Source organism: Micromonospora sp. CA-244673 (assembly GCF_050948395.1).
Classification (GTDB): Bacteria; Actinomycetota; Actinomycetes; order Mycobacteriales; family Micromonosporaceae; genus Micromonospora.
Genome location: NZ_CP192019.1, coordinates 386,137 through 401,512, shown reverse-complemented (window position 1 = coordinate 401,512; position 15,376 = coordinate 386,137). Strand labels below are relative to the sequence as shown.

The following is a 15,376-nucleotide window of genomic DNA, read 5'->3' as shown; positions in this document are numbered from 1 at the left end:
TCGGAAGTTCGGTGGAGGCGCTGCGGGCTGAACGGGCAGAGGGGTAGTTCACCCCTGTCGGTGAGGGACCCTTCTCATTTAGGTTCAGCCGCATCGGACGGGTTAGACGGACGTCACTACGACGGCCGGCCGGCCGACTCTCTCCCCCCATGCCCTACGAACGGAGTGGCATGCACACATCTCCACGGACCGGGTCACGCCGACGCCTACTCGTCGCGCTGCCCGCCATCGCCCTCGCCGCCACGTCGCTGACCGTGACGGGCAGCGCGGCCGCCCAGACGTCCGGCCCCGCGCCGGTCACGATCGGGGCGGACGAGTACTACATCAACTACGCCGAACCCGAGGTGCAGCCGGACACCGGCGGCAAGGAGGTCAAGGGTCGGGACGGCGTCTTCACCTCGGCGGCGGACGAGGCCCAGGCCTACGACCGCAAGTACGCCGGGGGCAACCCCATTGCCGCGCGGGAACTCGCCAAGGTGGAGGCCAAGGCGATCCGGACGGGCCAGAGCCCCCGCCGGATCAAGAAGGCCAAGAGCACCCAGACGGCGAAGCTGCTGACCCTGCTGGTCGAGTTCAACGACAAGGCGAACGACGACTTCACCAACGTGATGGTCCCGAAGACCGTCTTCGAGGACCGGACGTGCGTGCCGGGCACGGTCCAGAACGGACCGCGGCACAACACGATCCCCAACCCGGCGACGCTGCCGCACAAGGACAACAACTCGATGTGGGTGCCGGACTTCTCGCCGGCCCACTACGACAAGATGCTCTACACCAAGAAGGGCATCACCGAGCGGGTCCGCAAGGACCTGAAGGGGCCGGACGGCAAGCCGGGCATCAGCCTCGCCGGGCGGACCATGCACAACATGTACCTGGAGATGTCCAAGGGCGCGTACACCGTTGACGGGCAGGCCAGCCCGTGGATCACGGTGCCGCACTCGGAGGGCTGGTACGCGGCCTCCCGCTGCTTCCAGGACGAGAACGGCAACTGGGTCGCCGGTCGCGAGCAGTCGATGAACGGCCACCCGGACAACCCGCAGGGCGCGGGCCGCCTCGCCACCGACGCCATCGACGCGCTGGCGGCCGCGGACCCGAGCTTCCCGTGGGCCGACTACGACATCGAGGACCAGAGCGACCGCGACGGCGACGGCAACGTCCACGAGCCGGACGGCGTGATCGACCACCTGGTGCTGGTGCACGCCAACCAGGGCAAGTCCCGCGGCGGCGGCGACATCGGCGTCTACTCGGTCTGGGCGCACTCCTCGACCGTGGCCGGCGGCTACACGATCCCCGGCACCAACCTGAAGGTGTCGAACTACATCGTGCAGCCGGAGGACGCCGGCGTCGGCGTGTTCGCCCACGAGTTCGGTCACGACCTCGGCCTGCCGGACCTGTACGACACCTCCGGCAACGCCGACTCGGACGTCGACTTCTGGGACCTGATGGCCTCGGGCTCGCACAGCGGCGAGATCTTCCAGGCGCTGCCGACCCACATGGGCCTCTGGGACAAGTGGGTGCTGGGCTGGGCCGACCCGCTGGAGGTCAACGCGGGTGACCGCTCGCGGCTGGTCAAGCTCGGCCAGACGTCGCGGACGCCGGTGGGCACCGAGGACGGCATCAAGATCAACCTGCCGGACAAGGTGATCACGCTCGCGCAGCCGCACAGCGGCGCCAACATGTGGTACTCGGGCGCCGACCAGGCCTGGGCGGACGTCAAGCTGAGCCGGACGGTGACCGTCCCGAACGCCGCGGACGCGAAGTTCTGGATGTGGAACAACTACGTCATCGAGGCCGACTGGGACTACGGCTTCGTCGAGGTGTCCACCGACGGCGGCAACACCTGGACCGAGCGGAAGGTCTACGACGACACCGGCAAGCTCGTCACCACCGACGACGGCTACGCCGACCCGAACGGGCGGATGGTCGACTTCGGCAACAAGAAGTACGGCCTGACCGGCACCACCGGCGGTTGGCGGCACGACTACGTCGACCTGTCGTCGTACGCCGGTCAGACCGTCCAGGTCCGGCTGCGGTACGCCACCGACGAGGCGTTCCAGGAGCGCGGCTGGTTCGCCGACGACTTCTCGGTCACCGGCGGCGGCGCCACCACCTGGAGCGACGACGTCGAGGGCGGCGCCAACGGCTGGACCCAGACCGGTGGCACCTTCACCGACACCAGCGGCGCGGGCTGGCACACCGACTCGGGCACCCAGGTCAAGTCGCACTACTACCTGGCCGAGTGGCGCAACTTCGACGGCTTCGACAAGGGCCTGAAGTACGCGTACGACACGATCTACTCGCACGAGGCGTGGAAGGTCGACCGGATCGCGTACAACGCCCCGGGCATGCTGGTCTGGTACCGGGACACGGAGCTGGGCGACGTCAACCACGTCACCGCGCAGATGACCGCGCTGCCCAGCTACGGGGCGAAGGGCGGTCTGCTGATCGTCGACTCGCACAACGACCCGCTGCGCCGCAAGGGCGAGGCGGCCGTCAAGGACCCGTCGGTGCTGGACAACCTGCCCAGCCGCCCGCAGTCGTCCAACGCGGCCTTCACCCTGAAGCCGACGTACCCGTTCCGGGAGTGCCTGGAGGCGGCGGACGAGCCGTACAGCGAGTACTGCACGAAGTTCCCCGCCCAGGGCCCGGTGAAGGGATTCACCGACACCAAGGGCTGGTACCCGGGCATCGAGATCCGGGACGGTGCCGCGTACGCCCGGGACAACGACGCCTCGGTGGTCGTCCCGTCGAAGGGCAACGCGAAGTACACGACCCGGGTGACCAACCCGGACGGCACGCCGGCGACGGACTACTACGGTTCGACGCTCGGCGGCGGGGCCATCGTGCTGGGCACCGGCAACCCGGGTGACGCGGGCGTCGCGTACGGCGTCTCGATCACCATCAAGTGGGCGCCCAGGGACAACGCGTACGCCATGGTGTGGGTGACCCCACCGAAACCGTGACCTGACACGCCGGGGGCGCGTCGGAACCACACGGCGGGGCCCGTCTGGAGCACACTGCTCCGGGCGGGCCCCGCCCTTCTTACACGCGGACAATTCTTCTTCCGGCTGGTGTGACATTTTCCGGGGCCACTGCGCTCCCCCTTGGGGACCTCATAATCACCATCACTCAGAGTGATCGTGGCTGAACCGTAATGCGAATTGGTGTTGAATCGCTGCGCTCTTTTGCCCTGATTTGCCCAGGAAAAAGAGGCGAATCATCGGGTGATTGACCGGTGACAACGATGCAAACACCTGTCATTGTGAGTGACGCCTGACATGACAGTGATGGCTTTGGCTGCCCCTGCCATGTAACACATCCACAAAGGAGGAGGACCTTTGAGGAGACGAGTCACAGCGGGCCTGGCCTCGGCCGCGGCCGCGCTGCTGGCAGCCGGTGTCGTCACGACGCCGGTGTCCGCCGCCCCGGCGGCGGAGCCCACGCCTGGCGTCGAGAAGGCGAAGCACGGCAAGGACAACCTCGCGGATCCGAAGGCGGATCAGCAGCGGGAGCTCAAGAAGCAGGCGATCTCCGACCTGCTCAGGGGCAAGGCCAAGCTTCAGACGCGCAACGGCTCGAAGGTCATCCAGGTCAAGGACGACCTGTTCGTCGAGTACCAGCAGGCGCCGAAGGAAGACCCCATCTTCACGATGCTGGTCAACTTCGGCGACAAGACCGACCCGCGCGCCGGCGGCGCCGCGGGCCCGGTGGTCAACCAGATCCCGGAGCCGGACCGCAACTGGGACGGCAGCTCCACCGACGACAACAGCACCCTGTGGCGCTCCGACTTCCACCGCGAGCACTACATGGACATGTTCTACGGTGAGGGCGAGTCGTTCCGGGACTTCTACCTGAAGCAGTCCGGTGGTCGTTACACGGTCAAGGGTGACGTCAGCGACTGGATCACGGTGCCTTACAACGAGGCCCGTTACGGTCACAACGACGACCCGGACAACCCGAACGACAACATCTCCGAGGCCGAGGGGTACTGGAACTTCGTCCGGGACAGCGCCACGTCCTGGTACCAGGCCCAGGCCGCGGCCGGGAAGTCGTCCCAGGAGATCAAGGACTACCTCAAGCAGTTCGACGTCTGGGACCGTTACGACTTCGACGGCGACGGCAACTTCAACGAGCCCGACGGCTACATCGACCACTTCCAGGCGGTGCACGCCGGTGAGGGCGAGGAGGCCGGCGGCGGCGCCGAGGGCGAGGACGCCATCTGGTCGCACCGCTGGGCGGCGTTCACCAACCTCGAGGGCAAGGCCGGACCGGCCGGCAACCTCGCGGGCGGTGTGCAGATCGGCGACACCGGGCTGTGGATCCGTGACTACACCACGGAGCCGGAGAACGGTGGCCTCGGGGTCTTCGCCCACGAGTACGGTCACGACCTCGGTCTGCCGGACCTGTACGACACCGCGGGCGGCGACAACGGCGTCGGCTTCTGGAGCCTGATGTCCTCGGGTTCGTGGCTGAGCCACGGCACCGACGACATCGGTTCGACCCCGGGCTACATGGACCCGTGGTCGAAGCTGTTCCTCGGCTGGCTGAACCACTCGACCGTCGACTACGGCTCGGGCACCACCCAGGTGACCCTCGGCCCGGCGGGCGACAGCGACGGGCCGAAGGCCCAGGCGGTCGTGGTGAACCTGCCCGCGCAGACCCAGACCACGAACTACAACACGCCGTTCGGCGGGTCGTACGAGTGGTGGGGTGGCAGCGCGGACGACCTGAACGCCTCGCTGACCCGCACCCTGGACCTGACCGGCGCGACCTCCGCGTCGATCACCTCCAAGCTGCAGTACGACATCGAAGAGGACTACGACTACCTCTACGCCGAGGTGTCGACCGACGGCGGCGCCACCTGGGCCGACGTCAAGAACAACCTGGTCGATGCGGGTGACAGCGGCATCGACGGCTCCAGCAACGGCACCTGGGTCGACTCGACCTACGACCTGTCGGCGTACGCCGGCAAGTCGGTGCTGTTCCGCTACCGGTACGCCACCGACGGCGGCGTGCACTTCGCCGGTCCGTTCCTGGACAACATCTCGCTGACCAAGAACGGCGCGGTGGCCTGGACCGACGACGCGGAGACCCTCGCCGCGGAGTGGACCGCCAAGGGCTGGACCCGGATGGGCGGTTCGGTGACCGACACCTACCCCCGCTTCTACATCGCCGAGAACCGGACCTACTTCGGTTACGACGACACGCTGCGGACCGGTGGGTACAACTACGGGTTCAACAACAGCCGGCCGAACTGGGTGGAGCGGTTCTCCGTCCAGCCGGGTCTGCTGGTCTGGTACGTGAACTACGCGTACGGCGACAACAACACGTCGGAGCACCCGGGCTACGGTTTGAACCTGCCGGTCGACGTTCGGCCGGGCAAGATCCAGGTCGGCGGCGTCGGCACCATCACCAACCGGCGCAACGGCTACGACGGCGCCTTCAGCCGGTACGCCAAGCCGGCGCAGACCTTCCACCTGAACGGCGTGGCGGTCACCGTGCCGAAGCTCGACCCGACGCCGGTGTTCACCGACAGCGGGGTCAACAAGTACTGGAACAGCAACAACCCGTGGAACTCGGTGAAGGTCGCCGGCACCGGCACCAAGATCGAGATCCTGAAGCAGGGCACCACCCCGACCAGCGACATGGTCGTCAAGGTCAGCAACTGATCGGGTAGCACCACACGGAAGGGGCCGTCGGCGGCGACGCCGGCGGCCCCTTTCGCGTACCCCGAAGCCTTTCGCCCCAGCTCACGCGACCCGATTGACCGATCCTGATGTGACGGTGAGGAGCGTTCCCAACAAAAAGTTGCTACAAATTGACGCGTCTGTCTTCCCACGCGTCACGGGAATGTTTATCTTCACCAGTGGTCCCACTAATGGGATCTTCCACCGGCCCGTACCCCCGTTGGGCCGGTTCCCTCACACCGGAGGTACCACGTGCGCAAAGTCGCAGTGGGTCTGCTCGGGCTTTCGCTGACGGCGACGGGACTGGTGGCCGGCTCCGCGGCCGCCAGCGCGGCGCCGACCCCGAAGCTGCCGGCTGCCGCTCCGGCGGTCGCCGAGCCGCAGGCCCCTCACGATCTGCCGGACAAGCTCGAGGACAAGCGGCGGGCACTCCGCCAGGAGGGCCTCAGCGAGGTCCTGTCCGGCCGGGCCAAGGCCCAGAAGATCAACGGCAGCACCGTCGTCAAGGTCGGCGAGACCGCCGGCGGCGCGGCGGCGGCGGCCGGCGCCCGGACCGCCAAGGCAGGCAAGAAGGACCAGTACGTCGAGCTGGCCCGGGAGCGGACCGACAAGATCTTCGTGATCCTCGCCGAGTTCGGCGACGACCGCGACCCGGCCTACCCGGACAAGGACATCAACCCGGACATCGCCGGCCCGACCGGGTACGACGGTCCGCAGCACAACGAGATCCCGAAGCCCAACCGGGCGGTGGACAACTCCACCGTCTGGCAGGCCGACTACAGCGCCGAGCACTTCCGGCAGCTGTACTTCGGCACCAAGCCGGGCGACGAGTCGCTCAAGCAGTACTACGAGGCCCAGTCGTCCGGCCGCTACACCGTCGACGGCACGGTCACCGACTGGGTGAAGGTCAAGTACAACGCCGCCCGCTACGGCCGTTCGGACGACCCGAAGGCCGACGACGACCCCACGGGCGACCCGGCGGTCTGCGCGGACAACGTCTGCCCGAACACCTGGGACCTGATCCGCGACGCCGCGAACCAGTGGGTCGCCGACCAGAAGGCCAAGGGCCGCACCGACGCCCAGATCAAGGCCGACATGCAGTCGTTCGACCAGTGGGACCGGTTCGACTACGACGGCGACGGCAACTTCAACGAGCCGGACGGCTACATCGACCACTTCCAGATCGTCCATTCCGGCGGCGACCAGGCCGACGGTGACCCGCACCAGGGTGAGGACGCCATCTGGAGCCACCGCTGGGCGGCGTACAACACCTCCCGCGTCGGTCCGGCGAACTTCCCGATCGGCGGCACCCAGATCGGCGACACCGGCGTCTGGATCCGCGACTACACGATCCAGCCGGAAAACGGTGGCCGCAGCGTCTTCTACCACGAGTACGGCCACGACCTGGGCCTGCCGGACGACTACAACAACATCAACGGCGGCGACAACAACAACGAGCACTGGACCCTGATGGCCCAGAGCCGGCTCGGTGACAAGAACGACCAGGGCATCGGCGAGCGCGGTGGCGACCTCGGCGCCTGGAACAAGCTCCAGCTCGGCTGGCTCGACTACGAGGTGGTCAAGGCCGGGCAGAAGCGCGACCTGGACCTGGGCCCGGAGGAGTACAACTCCAAGAAGGCGCAGGCCGCGGTCGTGGTGCTGCCGCAGCGGGAGTACACCTTCCAGTACGGCGCTCCGTTCGAGGGCACCAAGCAGTACTTCTCCGGTAACGACGACGACCTGAACAACACCATGACCAGGACGCTCGACCTCACCGGGAAGACCTCGGCGGCGCTGTCCATGAAGGGCCGCTTCAACATCGAGACCGGCTACGACTACCTCTTCTTCGAGGCGTCGCTGGACGGCGGCAAGACGTGGAACGCGCTGAACGGCACGGTCAACGGCAAGCCGATCCCGCCGGTGTCCAACACCGACCCGACGCCGGGCCTCACCGGCAGCAGCGCGGGCAAGTGGGTGGACATCAACATCCCGATGGACGCGGCGGCCGGCAAGGTCGCGCAGTTCCGGTTCCACTACGTCACCGACGGTGGCGTGGCCTCGGGCGGCTTCTTCGGTGACGCCATCACCGTGACCGCCGACGGCCAGACCCTGCTCAGCGACGGCGCCGAGACCGGTGCCGGTGACTGGGCGCTCGCCGGCTGGAGCATCACCGGCGAGAGCTACACCCGGCTCTTCGACAACTACTACATCGCGGGCAACCGGTCGTACGTCTCGTACGACAAGTACCTGAAGACCGGCCCGTACTACTTCGGCTACGCGAACACCCGCCCGGACTGGGTGGACCACTACGCGTACCAGGAGGGTCTGCTGATCTCGTACTGGAACCTCCGGTACGCGGACAACGACACCTTCGAGCACCCGGGTGAGGGTCGTAACCTCTACATCGACGCGCACCCGCGGCCGATCTACAACCTGACCGGCGCCCCGTGGCGGGCCCGCGTCCAGGTCTACGACGCGCCGTTCAGCCTCAAGAAGGCGGACTCGTTCACGCTGCACATCAACAGCCAGCCGCAGTACATCCGTGGCCAGGCCGCGCAGCCGCTGTTCGACGACACCAAGCAGTACTGGTACCCGGAGCTGCCGAACCACGGCGTCAAGCTCCCGGCCGCCGGTGTGAAGATCAAGGTTCTCCAGCAGAACGGCACCTCGATGAAGGTCCGCTTCTCCTGAGCCGCTGATCACCGCTACACCCCGCGATGCCCGGGCAGGTCACCTGCCCGGGCATCGCCCTTTCCGGCGCCCGGCCGGTCCGGCATCTCCCGGAGAATCCCCTGATCCTGAAGCACCTGCGGGACCGCCCGCGCGGTGCCGGCCCTAGGCTGTGCCCCATGACCGACCAGCGTGGCGGACCCGTCGACGAGGCCTGCGTGCTCCCCGAGGGGCCGTGGACCCACCGCTTCGTCGGCGCCAACGGCAGCCGCTTCCACGTCGTCGAGGCCGGCACCGGCCCCATGGTGCTCTTCCTGCACGGCTTCCCCGAATACTGGTACGCCTGGCACGAGATGCTGCCGGCCGTCGCCGACGCCGGCTTCCGCGCGGTCGCGGTCGACCTGCGCGGTTACGGCGCGAGCGACAAGCCACCCCGGGGGTACGACGGTTACACCCTCGCCGCCGACGTGGCGGGCCTGATCCGGGCCCTCGGCGAACGGTCCGCCACCCTGGTCGGCAGCGGCGCCGGCGGCCTCATCGCCTGGACGGCCGCGTCGTTCCACCCCACCCTGGTCCGGCGGCTCGTGGTGCTCGGCGCACCGCACCCGCTCCGGCTGCGGGCCGCGATCTTCGCCGACCCGCGCGGCCAGTTCACCGCGTCCACCCCCACGCTGAAGTTCCAGCTCCCCCGCTACGAGCACGTGCTGACCCGCGACGACGCCGCCGAAGTGGAGGCGATGCTGCGCCGCTGGGGCGGGCCGCGCTGGGTGAACGGCCCGGACTTCGACGCGTACGCCCGGTGCTGCCGGGTGGCCATGCAGATCCCGCAGGCGGCGTTCTGCGCCATGGAGGGCTACCGCTGGGCGTTCCGGTCGGTGCTGCGGCTGCACGGCTACCGGTTCGTCCGGCTGATGCAGAAGCCGCTGGTCACCCCGACCCTGCAGCTGCACGGCGCGCTGGACCGGGCCTCGCTGCCCCGCACCGCCCAGGGCTCCGGCCGCTACGTCACCGCCCCCTACGAGTGGCGGCTGCTCGACGGCGTGGGCCACTTCCCGCACGTGGAGGCCCGGGACCTGGTGCTCGGCGAGATCCTGCGCTGGACGAAGTCCTGACTCAGACCCGCTGCTCGCGCAGGTCGGTCACCTCGCCGGCGGGCGCCCAGCCCTGGTAGACGCCGAAGTCGAAGGCCTCCAGCCGCATCCCTTGAGCCACCGGCCAGCGGCCGCCCGTGTACTCCACCCGCAGCCAGCCGTCGTGCTCGGCGAGCACGATGAACGGCTGCCCCTGCCAGGTGCAGGTGGTCCGCACGTACGCCAGGTCCTCGATCTCGGCCACCGGCACCACCCGGACGTGCCGGCCGGGGCGCACCTCGGTGAAGCCCTCGCCCGGCTCCGGCTGGTACAGGCGGACGTCGCCGCCGTCGGGGCTGGCCTGGTACTCCCGGCCCCTCCAGCGGGCCACGTAGCCGTCGCGGGTCACGCGTCACCCGCCCGGCGCCACAGCAGCTCGTCGGTGTCCAGCACGGCGACCACCCGCTCGCTGCGGTCCGCGCCGATCCGCCACAGCTCGGCGCCGTGCGGCAGCCGGGCGCTGTCCACCTTGAACTCGGCGACCACGTCGCTGCTCTCCCCGGGCGCGAAGCCGTTGCCGCGGAACGGGGGCCGCTCGATCACCCAGCCCTCCATGGCCCGCATCGCGGCCTCGTTCTGCCCGCCGTACGGGATGCGGTAGAGGCTCGGCCGGTAGGCCGGCCAGCGCAGCACGTAGATCTCCTCGGCGTCCCAGGAGAACGGCGAGCCGGGATGGCCGAGGCCGAGCGCGTCGTACAGCTCCGCCGGGGTGCCGAGGTGGGCCAGCTCGCTGGCCCGGTGCACGAAGCCGGAGACCCGGTCGTAGCCGCGCTCCAGGTAGTAGGCGAGCTGGCTCGGGGCGATCGCCTTCTGCATGATCACCGGGCGGGTCGGGTCCACCGCCGGCGGGACGGGCCGGGGTTCGGTCGACGACGTCGGTGCGGCGGCGGGCGGCTCCGGCTCGGTCTCGGGGTCGTCGCCCAGCCCCACCTCGGCGGCCCAGTTGGCGAGCGCGAGAACCTGCTCGCCCGGGTACGTCGCCCCGACCGGTGTGCCCGGGTTCACGGCGAACGACCAGCTCACGTCCGGCCAGCGGCGGATGAGCTGGACGAACTTGACGCGTACCGTCTCGACCGGCCCGGCCCGGTCCGCCAGGCGCTCGGGCGAGGTGTGCACGACCACGTAGGTCCCGCCGTCGATCTGCTCCGTACGCCACACGAAGCCGGCGTCCCCCGGACGGCTGCCCGCCGCCGATTCGGGGGCGACCGGCAGCAGCACCCGGGCCAGCAGCAGGGTGGTGAGGAAGCCGTCAGTGCTGCCGCTGCCGGCCGCGGCCAGCAGCTCCTCCTCCACCTCGTTCGCCGGCACGAAGTCGGCCTCGGCGGTGCTGCCGGCGACGCCCGCCGGGGACGGGATGGCGCCGGCCACCGGCTCCTCCGGCGACCCGGCAGCGGCGGTCGGCGCGAACACCGACGTGGCCGGCTCGTCCGCGGAAGCCGGCGGGAACGCCGTCGTCGCCGGCTCGTCGGCAACGGTCGGCGCGAACACCGACGTGGCCGGCTCGTCCGCAGGAGCCGGCGGGAACACCGACGTCGCCGACTCGTCGGCAGCGGACGGCGCGAACACGGACGTGGTCGGCTCGTCCACGGCGGCCGGCGCGAACACCGACGTCGCCGACTCGTCGGCAGCGGACGGCGCGAACACGGACGTGGTCGGCTCGTCGGCGGCGGTCGGCGCGAACACCGACGTGGTCGGCTCGTCCGCGGTGGCGGCCGGCGCGGTCGGCTCGAACAGCGTGGTGGCCGGCTCGGCCGGCGGTGGGGCCGGGGCGAACAGCGACGTGGTCGGCTCGGGCGGCGGCGCGGCCGGCGCGAACAGCGACGTCGTCGCCTCGTCCGCCGGCGCAACCCGGTCCGCCGGCCACCCCGCTGGGACGGTCGGGGGCTCCATCGGCGGTGCGGTCCGCTCATCCGGCGGCGAGCCGGCACCCTCGTCGGGGCTCGCGGGGGCGAACAGTGCCGCGCGCGGGTCGTCCGCCGGGGCCGACGGGCCGAACATGGTCGGCTCGCCCGGCGTTCCGAAGGGCCGCTCTCCCGGACCGGTGGGCTCGGCGGGGGCGGGTGCGGTGGGCGGGTCGACCGTCAGCGACAGGGTGGGGTCGGTGGGACCGGCCCAGGGTGCCGCCGAACCGCCGTCGGCCGTGGCCGCCGCCGTCGCGGACGCGGCGGCGGGGGCCGTGGGCACCCCGTACGGCTCGGGCGACGCACCGGCGGTGGGGGGCGGAACCGGCTCGGTCAGATCGCGGGACTCGATGACGGTGCCCTCGATGACGATCGGGGTGAAGCCCCGACGCGGCGCGGGCGGCCCGGACACCGGCTCGGCGATGGACGGCGGGATCTCCTCGGCCTCGGCGGGGTGGCCCGGGCCGGGGATCGGCTGGGTGCGCTCGTCCGGGCCCGGGTCGTCACCCGCGCCCGCGTGCCGGCGGGGCAGCGCCTGGGTGGTCTCGGCGGGCGGCGCGGCGGGGCGGAACGGCCGGGCCTGTTCCGCCGGCCGATCCGCCGGTGGTTCGGCGGAGTCCACCCGGAACGCCTGCGTCGGGTCCTGCGGCACCGGCTCGTTCAACGGCCGGCGGCGCGGGAACGGCTGGCCGCCGCCGGCGAACCGGGAGGGCGGCACCGCCCGGTCCCCGCCGCGGTGCGGCGTGTCGAGCGGCGACGGTCGCCGGGGTGAGCGGCCCGAGGTGGGGTCGAAGAAGGACCGGGCGGGCGGCGGCGCGGGCTCGGCCGGCCGGCCGTTGGCCGGTCCGGAGCGGCCGGCGCCGGCGAACGGATCCGACTCGTCGGGGCGCCGGCGCAGGTCGGTGAGCCAGCCGGCGAGGTTGTCCAGGCCCGGATCGGCGCCGGCGGCGTCGGCGGGTCGCGCGTCGTCGGGGGCACGGCGACCGAGCGGGCGAGTCGGCCGGCCGTTCGCCGGGTCGGGGCGGAGGGCCGGCGGCGGGACCGGCGGGTCCGGGCGGAGGGCCGGCGGCGGGGTGGCCGGGTCGGGGACGGCGGCCCGGGTGCTCGGGGCGGGGACGGTCGGGATCGGGACGGTCGACGGCTCGGCGCCGGCCGGGCCGCGCCCAGCCCGGACCGGGTCGGGCGGGACCCGCCCTCCGGGCACCGGCGACGGCGGGACGTCCCGGCCGGGGGCGGCCGGGCCACCCCGGGCGGCCCGGGCGGCGCTCTCCACCCGCTCCAGGCGGGCCCGGGCGCCCATGGTCCGGCCCGGCAGCCGGATGTCACCCCGGGCGAGTTGCGCGACGAACCAGGCCGGCAGGTAGCCCTCGATCGGCAGACCGGGGTTGACCGCGAGCCACCACTCGGGATTGGGCCAGTCGCCGGCCAGGCCGGCGTACGGGACGCGGCGGGTGGCGCCGGCGTTCTCGCCCAGGCAGGCGCGCAGCGCGCTGGCGGATGTGAAGGCCAGCACGTGCGTGCGGCCACCGGTGGTCCAGGTGCCCCAGCCCCCCGGGCCCGGCCCGGCGAGCGTCTCCCCGGCGACCGGCAGGAGCAGATCGAGCCGGGTCAGGATGCGGAAGTAGAGCTGCTGGTCCTGCGCGCGCAGCGCATCGCGCATCGCCACCTCGGCCTCGGTGGCCGGTTCCCATCCGGTCACGGCCACCTCTCCTTCCGCGAACAGGCCACAGGCATCGCCTACAACCTACAAGGTGGTAACAAGATCACAAATGCCTGGTTGTCGACGGTCGGCCGCGTCCTCGGCGAGGCGCTAACATCCCGTTCCGGAGTCGACACGATACGGAGGCCGTCGATGTCCCGGCCCACCGCGCGCCCGGCCCTGGCCGTCCTGGCGGCCCTCGTCGTCGCCGGGTTGCCGGCCGACCCGGCCTCGGCCCGCGCGCCCTCGGCCTGCGCCGCACCGCCCGCGCCGGCCCGCCCCGTGGCGGAGCAGCCATGGCCCCAGCAACGGTACGCGCCGGACCGGCTCGCCCCGCTCGCCACCGGCGCCGGGGTGGTGGTCGCGGTGGTCGACTCGGGGGTGGACCGCTCGCACCCGCAGCTCACCGGCCGGGTCCTCGACGGCGCCGACTTCCTCGATCCGGGCGGCGACGGCACCCGCGACTGCGCCGGGCACGGCACCGGCGTGGCGAGCCTCGTCGCCGCCGCGCCCCGGCCGGGCGTGGCCTTCCGCGGGCTCGCCCCGGGCGCCCGCATCCTGCCCGTACGCGTCAGCGAACAGCAGGTGGTCGACGGGCGGGAGTCGGGGCGTACGGTCGGCGCGGCCGACTTCGCCCGGGCCATCCGCTGGGCGGTGGACCACGACGCCGACGTGGTCAACCTCTCCGTCGTGCTGTACGCGGACAACCCCGCCGTCCGCGCCGCCGTCGCCTACGCGGTGCGGCGGGACGTCGTGGTGGTGGCCGCCGCCGGCAACCTGCACGACAGCGGGGACCCCCGGCCGTACCCGGCCGCGTACGACGGGGTGCTCGGGGTGGGTGCGATCGGGGCGGACGGCACCCGCGCCGCCTTCTCCCAGACCGGCCCGTACGTCGACCTGGTCGCCCCGGGCAGCGACGTGCTGATGGCGGCGCCCGGGCAGGGCCACCGCCGGGCGGAGGGGACGAGCTACGCGGCGCCCTTCGTGGCCGGCACCGCGGCGCTGCTGCGGCAGTATCACCCCGAGCTGGGCGCGGCGGAGATCGCCCGGCGGATCGTGGCGGGCGCCGATCCGGCCCCGGGACGGGGCGACGGCTACGGCGCCGGGGTGCTGAACCCCTACCGCGCGGTCACCGAGTCGCCGGCCGTCGCCGCCGCTCGTCCCCGGGGCGGGGCCGCCCTGCCGGCCGGCGGCCCGGACGAGGCGGAGCTGGCCCGGCAGGGCCGCCGCACGTCGGCCCGGCACCGGGCGCTGCTGGTGGGCGCCGCGACGGGTGCCGCGGCCGTGGCCGTGGTGCTGCTCGCCATGGTGCTGCCCCGCGGGGCGCGCCGCCGCTGGCACCCGGCCGGGCCGGCCTGACCCGCACCACCGCCCGGCCGGAGGGAAGCGACGGGGCGGCACGGGCGGAAGAGCCCGTGCCGCCCTCGCGCGGCGGTCACTGGAACAGGTTGACGTTGCGCTTCTCGGTGTCGAGGTAGTCGGTCGCGGAGTCCTCCACGGCCAGCTTGATGTCGCGCAGCATGGTCTGGAGGTCCTGTGAGGCGGCCCGCCAGCGGGCCTGCCGCTGCTCGTACGCCTCGCGCGCCTCGCCGGACCAGCTCGACACCAGCGGGGCGGCGTCGCGTTCGAGCTGCCCGAGCTGGCTCTCGAGCGTGGTCAGCGCCCTCTGGATGTCGGCGCCGGCCTGTTGCAGAGCGGCGAAGTTGACGACCAGCACACCGTGGTCCATCGATCGGTCCTTCCCGTGCGTCAGAGGGGCAGCTGGATGCCGCGGTTGGTGCCGGCCACCCGGCCGGCGGCCTCGGTGTCGGACACGTCGTAGTGCCGGCCGGCGGTGCGGATGGCCGTCGCGGTCTCCCGCAGCGCCCGCTGCAGGGCCGTCTGGTCCTGCGCCCACTGCTGCTTGACCTGCTCGAAGGAGCGCCCACCGGCGCCCCGCCAGGCCTGCTGCAGCACCTCCAGCTCGGCCATGAGGCCGCTGAGCATGGTTTGCAACGACTGGTCGACCTGCTCGAACTTCGCGGCGGTCTGCTGCATCACCGCGGCTTGTGCCTGAGTCTGGGACACCCCGGACGTCACCTCGTCTCCTCGGTCGTGGCTGGCCGCCGGAGCGACCACCGTGGACTCGCCGGAGCGCGCCACCGGAGAAGGGGGGAAGGGGACGGCGGGCGCGCTCGACGGAACTCGTCGCTGACGGTAGCCGTCCGACTCCGGTTCTGCTACCCCTCGGGCTCCCCTGTGGACAGCGAAGCTCTACGATGAGCCACGGCGGCGTCACCCGGCGAACGC

The 15,376-nt window shown here is 71.7% G+C and carries 9 protein-coding genes; 5 read left to right on the top strand and 4 right to left on the bottom strand.

The window, feature by feature from the left end; all coding sequences use genetic code 11:
- The first annotated feature begins 170 nt into the window (after positions 1 to 170).
- From ACQP12_RS01995 to ACQP12_RS01980, 4 genes are all read left to right on the top strand, one after another.
- Positions 171 to 2,963 (top strand): immune inhibitor A domain-containing protein, encoded by a 2,793-nt coding sequence (locus ACQP12_RS01995; RefSeq protein WP_433284568.1) that lies wholly within the window; start codon positions 171 to 173, stop codon positions 2,961 to 2,963.
- 375 nt (positions 2,964 to 3,338) lie between these two features.
- A complete protein-coding gene (locus ACQP12_RS01990) occupies positions 3,339 to 5,669 on the top strand; it encodes an immune inhibitor A domain-containing protein (protein WP_433284567.1) in 2,331 nt (776 codons plus the stop codon).
- Positions 5,670 to 5,954: 285 nt separating this feature from the next.
- Positions 5,955 to 8,378, top strand: a complete 2,424-nt coding sequence (locus ACQP12_RS01985) for an immune inhibitor A domain-containing protein (RefSeq protein ID WP_433289080.1) — start codon at positions 5,955 to 5,957, stop codon at positions 8,376 to 8,378.
- A gap of 158 nt (positions 8,379 to 8,536) precedes the next feature.
- Positions 8,537 to 9,469 carry an alpha/beta fold hydrolase gene (locus ACQP12_RS01980; RefSeq protein WP_357940194.1) on the top strand — a complete coding sequence of 311 codons (933 nt, stop codon included), beginning with the start codon at positions 8,537 to 8,539 and terminating at the stop codon, positions 9,467 to 9,469.
- A gap of 1 nt (position 9,470) precedes the next feature.
- Here the strand turns inward: ACQP12_RS01980 and ACQP12_RS01975 are convergent, their stop codons facing one another.
- Both ACQP12_RS01975 and ACQP12_RS01970 read right to left on the bottom strand, forming a co-directional pair.
- Positions 9,471 to 9,836, bottom strand: a complete 366-nt coding sequence (locus tag ACQP12_RS01975; RefSeq protein WP_357940192.1) for a hypothetical protein — start codon at positions 9,834 to 9,836, stop codon at positions 9,471 to 9,473.
- Positions 9,833 to 13,087 (bottom strand): SseB family protein, encoded by a 3,255-nt coding sequence (locus ACQP12_RS01970; RefSeq protein ID WP_433284564.1) that lies wholly within the window; start codon positions 13,085 to 13,087, stop codon positions 9,833 to 9,835. Before ACQP12_RS01970 ends, ACQP12_RS01975 begins: the two co-directional genes overlap by 4 nt.
- Before the next feature lie 153 nt (positions 13,088 to 13,240).
- Between ACQP12_RS01970 and mycP the strand changes: the two genes are divergently transcribed.
- Positions 13,241 to 14,446: a type VII secretion-associated serine protease mycosin gene (gene mycP, locus ACQP12_RS01965; RefSeq protein ID WP_433284562.1), complete on the top strand. Its 1,206-nt coding sequence runs from the start codon at positions 13,241 to 13,243 to the stop codon at positions 14,444 to 14,446.
- A gap of 76 nt (positions 14,447 to 14,522) precedes the next feature.
- Here mycP and ACQP12_RS01960 read toward each other — a convergent pair whose 3' ends face one another.
- On the bottom strand, positions 14,523 to 14,816 hold the full coding sequence (locus ACQP12_RS01960) for a WXG100 family type VII secretion target (protein WP_433284560.1): 294 nt from the start codon (positions 14,814 to 14,816) through the stop codon (positions 14,523 to 14,525).
- A 20-nt stretch (positions 14,817 to 14,836) separates the two neighbouring features.
- Entirely contained in the window at positions 14,837 to 15,154 is a 318-nt protein-coding gene (locus ACQP12_RS01955; RefSeq protein WP_357940184.1) for a WXG100 family type VII secretion target, read from the bottom strand.
- Positions 15,155 to 15,376 lie beyond the last annotated feature (222 nt).

Coding starts and splice junctions, on each gene's coding strand:
- ACQP12_RS01995 (WP_433284568.1), top strand. CDS start 171: ATGCACACATCTCCACGGACCGGGTCACGCCGACGCCTACTCGTCGCG.
- ACQP12_RS01980 (WP_357940194.1), top strand. CDS start 8,537: ATGACCGACCAGCGTGGCGGACCCGTCGACGAGGCCTGCGTGCTCCCC.
- mycP (WP_433284562.1), top strand. CDS start 13,241: ATGTCCCGGCCCACCGCGCGCCCGGCCCTGGCCGTCCTGGCGGCCCTC.
- ACQP12_RS01960 (WP_433284560.1), bottom strand. CDS start 14,816: ATGGACCACGGTGTGCTGGTCGTCAACTTCGCCGCTCTGCAACAGGCC.